Consider the following 7,525-nt stretch of genomic DNA (forward strand, 5'->3'; position numbering starts at 1 on the left):
GCCGGGTCGGACGGCGGCGGTCGGACCGTCCGACCCGGTCGCGTTCGAGTCCCCGCGCCCGGTCAGTCCCGCACGTCGCCGCCGTCAGTCTCGACGGAGACGGCGTCCGGCGGTCGGGACGACGACTCGGTGTCGGTCGCTGGCGACGTGTCGGCGTCGGTGGAGTCGTCGGTCGCTGGCGGCGTGTCGGCGTCGAGAGCGTCGTCGACCGATGGCGACGTGTCGGCGTCGGCCGGTGATGACTCGTCGGCGACGGCCGTCTCGCCGGTCACGTCGAAGCGGTCGAGCGTCCCCCGCAGGTCGTCTGCCCGGTCGGCGAGCGAATCGACGCCGTCGGACACCGACGCCAGCGAGGCGGTCTGTTGCTGGGTCGCGGCGGCGGCGTCCTCGGCGGCCGAACTCGTCCGGTCGCTGATGTCGGAGACGTCGGCGACGACGTCCTCCACCTCGGCCGCCGTCGCCGCCTGCCGTTCGGTGGCGGCGCGTATCTCCCGGACGTCCTCGGTCGTCCGTTCCACGTCGTCCACGATGGTCTCGATGGCGTCCATCGCCTCCTCGACCGTCTCGGAGCCGTCCACGACGCGTTCTCGGGTGCGCCGGATGTCCGCGGCCGTCGTCTCGGTCTGGTCGCGCACCCGGTCGATGGACGACTCGATGTCCCCCGTCGCCGCCTGCGTCTCCTCGGCGAGTTGCTTCACCTCGTCGGCGACGACGGCGAAGCCCTCGCCCGCCTCGCCGGCGCGGGCCGCCTCGATGGAGGCGTTCAGGGCGAGCACGTTCGTCTGGTCGGCGATGTCGTCGATGAAGGAGACGACCGACTCTATCTCCTCGATGACCGCCTCCAGTTCCGCGACCGTCTCGACGGTGGTCGCCGTCGCCTCGTCGATGGCGCGGAGTTCGGTCACCGCGTCTTCGGCGGCCGCGCGGCCGCGTTCGCCGCGTTCCCGCGCGGCGTCGGCCCGGTCGGCCACGTCGGCCGCCGAGGCGGTCATCTGCTGAATCGTCGCGGAGAACTCGGTCATCCGGTCGGCGGCGTCCGTCAGGTGGTCGTCCTGTCGAACCGCGTCGTCGAGGATGTCGGTCATCGACGCCGAGACGCTCTCGCTCGCCTCGCGCACCTCCGCGACGCTCGCACTCGTCTCCGCGCCCGCCTCGGCCACGTCCTCGCTGAACGCCTGCGCGTCGGCGACGACGGCCGCGAGTTCGTCCATCGTCCGGTTGTACGCGCGGGCCACGTCGGCCATCGCCTCGTTCTCGTCGTCGGGGTCCATCCGGCACGCGAGGTCGCCGTCCGCACTGCGCTCCATCACGGCACGGTACTCCTCGGCGGTCGATTCGAGGTGGTCGTTGAGCGCCTCGGCCTCGTGCAGACTCGACTGTAACGACGCGCGCATCTCGTCGAACGCGTCGTAGAGACGTCCGAACTCGTCCTCGCGAGACGATTCGAGGGGGACCGACAGGTCGCCGTCGGCCATCGTCTCCGCGCGGTCGGTGAGATGCGTCAGCGTCCGCGTCGTCCGTCGGCCGAGGGCGGCCGCGACGACACCGAGTGCGCCCACCGCGGCGAGGACGGTCCACAGCAGACTCTCGCCCACGCCGTTTCTGAGAGCGTAGGCGCTCTCGGTCGGGACCCGCGTGCCGATGACCCAGTTCACGCCGTCGAGGGAGGCGTAGGCGGCCACGGCGTCGTCGCCGCGGAAGAACCGGGCCGTGTCGCCGACGGTGGCGGCCGAGAGGTTCGCCACCGGAGCGGAGGCGTTCGACGCCGCCGTCCCGGCGTCGGAGTCGGTGGAGACGACCGGGTCGCCGTCGGCCGCGTAGACGGTCGTCTCCCCGCCCGCCATCGTCTGGTAGAACTGGTCGACCCGGTGGGTGAGGTTCACGGTCACGACGACGGCGTGTTCGGTGTTCGAGGGGACGGCGCTGACGAACGCCAGCGCCTGCCCGTCGGCCACGGGAGACCGGTAGGGCGTCTGTGAGACGTGGACGACGCCGGCGTCGTTCGTCGCCGAGTCGATGGCGGCGCGGTTCTCCCCCCACGGGAGACCCATCTCGGCGGCGTTCGCGCCCTTCATCTCGCGGGCCGTGCTGGAGACCACGTCGCCGGAGGCGACGCGGACGAGTGAATCGCGACGACGTCGGCCGACAGGTCGTCGGCCTGGTCGAACAGGTAGAGGTCTATCTTCCGCTCCTGCCCGAGTTGGAACGCCTTGGCCTGCGAGAGCGACCGGGTCTGCGCGGACTTGCTCGCCAGCCACTCGTCCATCCCGTCGGCCTGCAACTCAGCCGTCGAGGTGACCTGTTGTTCGACCTGCCCGTCCAGCGAGTCCGTCACCCGCGCGTACGAGACGGCGCCGACCGACCCCATGACGAGCATGGCGACGAGCATCGCCGCGGCGAACTTCCACGCGTACCGCCGCCGGACGACGCGCGGAACCAGCCCTCTCACACCCGGGCGCGGGACGCCGCGGCGGACGCGCCGAACCGCATCCCGGACGCGAGCGACCGAAGCCGTGACCAGATACTTCCCATCGCCCGGACGTGCCTTCTCATCGGTGATAAAATGTCGTAATATATAGGTTATTGAGCGAACGATTGCCGTACCCGAATATCGCTCTGAGCGCCTGAGATTCGAGAATTATCTCGAACGGCGCGTCAGCGATGATGCCAGCCGATGTTTTCGAGTCTGATAGCATCTCACCGACGGGCGAGGAAGAGCAACTCCGCGACGACGAGCGAACACGACCCGAGTAGCACCGACGTGCCGCCGAGGGCGAACGGGACGGCGGTGACACCGGCCTCGGCGGTCACCAGCGACCCCGGAGACGCGGCGGCGAGGAGGGCCTCGGCGGGGTACGCGACGCCGGCCACGACGGCAACCAGTCCCGCGAGAAAGAGGAGGTACACAGGGAGAGACGGCCCTCGGCGGCGCGGGCCGGCGGGTCGGACCATACCCCGGCCACGTCGAGGAGCCGAATGAGTATGGGCCGCGTATCCGGGCGCAACGGTGCGATACCGGCGGTTATCGTGTTCGTAAGCGACGCGGCGGCGACGCCGGACGGCGCGGAGTCGTCAGTCGTCGGGGTCGAAGTCCAAGGCGACGGAGTTGATGCAGTAGCGCTTACCGGTGGGGTCCGGGCCGTCGTCGAACACGTGGCCGAGGTGCCCGCCGCAGTTCTTGCACGTCACCTCGATGCGTCGCATCCCGTGTCGGGTGTCCGTTTCCGTCTCGACGGCGTCGTCGTGCGCGGCGAAGAACGACGGCCACCCGCAACCGGAGTCGTACTTCGTCTCGGCCGCGAACAGTTCGGCGCCGCACCCCGCACAGCGGTAGACGCCGTCCTCGTCTCTGTCCACGTGTTCGCCGCTGAAGCGAGGTTCCGTCCCGCGTTCGCGCAGCACGTGGTACTCGTCCGCCGAGAGCCGTTCGCGCCACTCCTCGTCGGTCGTCGGGGGGTCCTCCGACTGGTGTTCGGACATACGTACCGGTAGGCGTTCGACGGCAAAGAACCCACTCACCGGGTGCGACGGCGCTCGAACGGTCACGACGGGGTCGCATCCGCGTCCGCGGGCCCCCGCGACCCGGGAGGAACGCGGCCGTTGACGGCGAGGACGCGGACCCGCCGAAGAGCGGTTCGACGGCGGGGCGTCGGCGACGACTCACTCGTACGCTTCCTCTTTCTGCTCGATGCCGCGTAGCTCCTCGACCTGTAGTTTCCACCCGCTGAGCGAGTCGATGGCGTCCGACTGCTCGAAGGCGGTCATGAACCAGGCGTTGTCGTCCAGCGTCGCGACGAAGTCGTCCCACTCGTCGCCGTCCCTGTCGAGCGCTCTGACCGTCCCGGTGACGGCGACGCTCTGCCACTCGAAGCGGTCGCGGATGTCGGTGACGAGGAGGCGTGCCGTCGCGCCGTCCCGGATGAACTCCATCTTCGTCGGATTCGGGGTGTCTTCGAGGAATCCGAAGTAGACGGCGTCGCCGTCGTAGCCGAACGAGATGGGGAGGCTGTACGGTTCGCCGTCTCGGCAGAGCGACACGACGCCGTGTCCCTGTCCCTCCAACAACGCGTCGATGTCCCGCTGGTCCATCGGAACGCCGCTGAACTGAGCGTATGGGTTGCTTGACATTTTTATCCCAGAAAAGTAACGACACCGACTCACAACTAGTTTTGGGTGGGAGTTACCGCTCGGTAGAACTATTTGGGTCCCGACACGCGCGGGAATCGACCGACTGACCCCGGGGCGGGCCGCGGCGGCGGACCCCGGGATGGGTCGCGGCGGCGGACCGGACTCAGTCGTCGCGGCGGAGGAACTTCGGCAGTTTGAGCCGTTCGAGGTCGTCCACGTCGAGTTCGAGCATCGAGGCGCGTTCGACGGCGGTCGGCAGTTCCGACGGCGTCTCGTCGGTGTCTATCTCCTCGGCCGACGGGTCCAGGTCGATACCCTTCGCCTCGACGAGGTGTTCCCACGCCGCGTCGTCGGACTCGTACTCCTCCCGGTGGTCGCGCAACGCGTTCCGACCCTCGTTGTACGCCAAGTCGAGGACGCTCCGCTGGTAAGCCGTGTCGGCGATTCGGAGGATTCGGGTCCGCTCGTCGTCGTACTCGTGGCCCAACTCGGCGGAGATGCCCAGGGCGTACATCCGACGGAGCGCCTCCTCGGCGCTGATAGTCTCCCAGTCCAGGTCGAACGCGCGTTCGTACATGAGTCAGAAGTCCACGTGGTCCATCGGGTCCACGACGAGCCCCTCGTCTTCGAACTTCAGCGAGCGGATATCGCAGTCGATGTCCGTCCCGCGCATCTTCACCACCTGAATGCCCCGCGTCATCCCCGTCGCTTCGAGGTAGTTGTGGAAGAAGATGACGCCGTGCGCGAGGAAGTGCTCGTCGGAGTACGAACTCGGGTCCGTCATCTCCGAGATGAGGAGGGTCGTCGCGTCCCCCTGCTTCAGCGCGGTCAGAAACCGCGTCATCTCCGCGTCGTCGCCGGTGAACAGCAGTTGGAGGAGCATCGTCGAGTCGATGACGAGGCGGTCCACCTTCCGCGAGTTCACGAAGGCGACGATCTTGTCGGTGAGACTCTGCACGCCGGACGTCCCCCCCGTTGCCCGAGAACTGGTTCAGCACGTGCTTGCCCTTCTGACTGGCGAGGTTGATGAACCGGAACTGGTCGGACGACGTGAGCGTCTCGAAGCCGAAGTCGTAGCTCGACATGTCGTTGACGAGTTCCTCTCGGGTCTCGTGCATCGTGATGTACATACAGTTCTCCCCGTTTCGAAGTCCCTCTGCGACGAACTGGGCGGTGAACGTCGTCTTTCCGCTTCCCGGAGGACCTGAGAGCACGTAGAGTCGGCCGGGGAGGAACCCACCTTGGATGAGGTGATCGAATCCACTTACCCCACTCGGAATCCGCATACCGCTACTCTCCGTATTCTGACTTATAATCGTTCCGGGGGATTACGTCACTCGGGGAACAGCTCGCGTTCCCGGTCGATGGCGTCGATACGGGCGACGTCCGAGGCGTCGAGTTCCAGCGTCGTCGCGGCGTCGAGGTTCGCGCGGAGGTGCGATTCCGAACTGGCCTTCGGGACGACGGCGAACCCCTTCGCCCGCACCCACGCCAGCGAGACGGCGTGCGGCGTGGCGTCGTGTTTCTCGGCCACCGCGACGACTTCGGGCACGTCGGCGACGCGCCCGCCAGCCAACGGCGAGTAGGCGACGGGCGCGTAACCGTGTTCGCGCGCGTCGGCGAGGAGTTCCGGCCGGGTGAACAGGGGGTGGTACTCCGTCTGGTGGGCGGCGATGGGCGCCTCGAGGTGCGCGCGAGCGGTTTCGAGGTCCGACAGCTCGAAGTTGCTCACGCCGACGTGGCGAATCAGCCCCTCCTCGCGCAGTCGGTCGAACGCCGCCAGCGTCTCCGGCGGGTCGTACGCGTCGATGGGCCGGTGGACGTACAGCAGGTCCAGATAGTCCACGCCCAACTTCGCCATGCTCTCGCGCGTGCTCGAAATCACGTCGTCGTGGGCCAGTTGATCGGCCCACACCTTCGTCGCGAGGAACACGTCCTCGCGCGGCACGTCCGCCGCGGCGAGGGCGTCGCCGACGACGGCCTCGTTCCCGTATATCTGCGCGGTGTCGACGTGGCGGTAGCCCATCTCGACGGCCGTCGTCACGGCCCGCGCGGCGGCGGCGGTGTCCAGTCCCATCGTCCCGAGTCCGACGGCCGGCACTTCGGCGTCGCCGACGGTCGGTCCGGCGTCGTCCGTCATCGGTGGTCACCGTCCGGTTCGCCGTCGTCGCGGGGGACCGCGTCGTACTCCATGGAGAGTGAGCGAGGCGCGGCGGTAATAGCGTACCGTCTGCCGGTGAGAACCGCCGACACGTTTTCGTCCGCCGGCCGACTACTCTCACTTGCGGACCTCGCGTCCGTTTCGTGTGCAATCGGTTCATGGTGGGACATGCCTCTCTTCGCACACGTCGCCTTCTTTCCGCCCCGTCCGGAACCGCCGACGCCCGAACGGTAAAGCGACGCGAGTCCTAACTCGCCCACATGAACGTGACGACGGAATCGGACGACGGCGCGGAGCGACGATGACGCTGCGCGTCGGCATCGTCGGCGCGGGCGCGGCGGGCATCGGGGCGGCCGACGCCCTCCGCGACGCGGACGCCGACGTGACCATCGTCGAGAAGAGTCGCGGCGTCTGCGGGCGGGCGGCGACGCGGCGCAAGAACGGCTGTCGCTACGAACACGGCGCGAACTACGTCAAAGACCCCGACGAGCGGACGGAGGCGCTGATTCGGGACCTCGGCGAGGACGGACTCGTGGACGTCGAGGAACCGGTGTGGGTGTTCGACGCCGACGGCGAGATGGCCGAGGGCGACGACGACGAGGCGCACAAGTGGACGTGGACGGCGGGCATCACCCAGTTGGGCAAGCGTCTCCTCGCCCGGACCGACGCGACGGTGCGGCGGACGACCCGCGTCGAGTCGGTGACGCGCGACGAGTCCGCGGCGACGTGGACGCTCACCGACGCCGACGGCGGGACGCACGGCCCGTTCGACCGTCTGTTGCTCACCCCGCCCGCGCCGCAGACGGCGGCCCTCCTGCGAGCGACCGACTGGGACGACGGCCGACTGGACGACGTGGTCGCCGCCGTCGAAGACGTCTCGTACCGGACCATCCGGACGTTCGTCCTGCACTACCCGTTCCGCGAGTCGTACCCGTGGTACGGCCTCGTCAACGTGGACAAAGCGCACGAGGTGGGGTGGCTCTCGCGCGAGGAGTGCAAGGACGGCCACGTCCCCGACGGCGAGAGCCTCCTGATAGCCCAGATGAGTCCGGAGTGGTCGGCGGCGCGGTACGACGACCCACTCGACGAGGCGGGCGACGACGCGGCGGCGCTCGTCGCCGCGTTGCTGGACGACGACCGGTACGCCGACCCGGACTGGGTCGACGACCAGGGCTGGCGCTACGCGCTCCCGAACGGCGGCGTCGACGCGGACGCACTCGCCGCCGTCGAGGACGC

8 protein-coding genes and 1 pseudogene are annotated in these 7,525 nt (G+C 68.7%); 1 reads left to right on the forward strand and 8 read right to left on the reverse strand.

What is annotated here, in order from left to right; genetic code table 11:
* Positions 1 to 62 precede the first annotated feature (62 nt).
* From GJ632_RS22740 to GJ632_RS00690, 8 genes and pseudogenes are all read right to left on the reverse strand, one after another.
* Positions 63 to 2,099: a methyl-accepting chemotaxis protein gene (locus GJ632_RS22740; protein ID WP_343160942.1), complete on the reverse strand. Its 2,037-nt coding sequence runs from the start codon at positions 2,097 to 2,099 to the stop codon at positions 63 to 65.
* On the reverse strand, positions 2,072 to 2,449 hold the full coding sequence (locus tag GJ632_RS22745) for a hypothetical protein (protein WP_231751217.1): 378 nt from the start codon (positions 2,447 to 2,449) through the stop codon (positions 2,072 to 2,074). The genes GJ632_RS22740 and GJ632_RS22745 overlap by 28 nt, the downstream gene beginning before the upstream one ends.
* 248 nt (positions 2,450 to 2,697) lie before the next feature.
* Positions 2,698 to 2,907 carry a hypothetical protein gene (locus GJ632_RS00665; RefSeq protein WP_343160943.1) on the reverse strand — a complete coding sequence of 70 codons (210 nt, stop codon included), beginning with the start codon at positions 2,905 to 2,907 and terminating at the stop codon, positions 2,698 to 2,700.
* Positions 2,908 to 3,072: 165 nt separating this feature from the next.
* Positions 3,073 to 3,480, reverse strand: a complete 408-nt coding sequence (gene msrB / locus GJ632_RS00670; RefSeq protein WP_089808644.1) for a peptide-methionine (R)-S-oxide reductase MsrB — start codon at positions 3,478 to 3,480, stop codon at positions 3,073 to 3,075.
* 180 nt (positions 3,481 to 3,660) lie between these two features.
* Positions 3,661 to 4,089 (reverse strand): pyridoxamine 5'-phosphate oxidase family protein, encoded by a 429-nt coding sequence (locus tag GJ632_RS00675; RefSeq protein ID WP_197427771.1) that lies wholly within the window; start codon positions 4,087 to 4,089, stop codon positions 3,661 to 3,663.
* A 202-nt stretch (positions 4,090 to 4,291) separates the two neighbouring features.
* Positions 4,292 to 4,705 carry a hypothetical protein gene (locus GJ632_RS00680; protein WP_089808648.1) on the reverse strand — a complete coding sequence of 138 codons (414 nt, stop codon included), beginning with the start codon at positions 4,703 to 4,705 and terminating at the stop codon, positions 4,292 to 4,294.
* A gap of 3 nt (positions 4,706 to 4,708) precedes the next feature.
* Positions 4,709 to 5,414, reverse strand: a pseudogene (locus GJ632_RS00685) (RAD55 family ATPase).
* 47 nt (positions 5,415 to 5,461) lie between these two features.
* A complete protein-coding gene (locus tag GJ632_RS00690) occupies positions 5,462 to 6,268 on the reverse strand; it encodes an aldo/keto reductase (protein WP_191451612.1) in 807 nt (268 codons plus the stop codon).
* 322 nt (positions 6,269 to 6,590) lie between these two features.
* Between GJ632_RS00690 and GJ632_RS00695 the strand changes: the two genes are divergently transcribed.
* Positions 6,591 to 7,525 (forward strand): NAD(P)/FAD-dependent oxidoreductase (locus GJ632_RS00695; RefSeq protein ID WP_191451614.1); only part of this gene is annotated, 935 nt, incomplete at its 3' end.

It is taken from the genome of Halogeometricum sp. CBA1124, from assembly GCF_009741955.1.
Lineage (GTDB): Archaea > Halobacteriota > Halobacteria > Halobacteriales > Haloferacaceae > Halogeometricum > Halogeometricum rufum.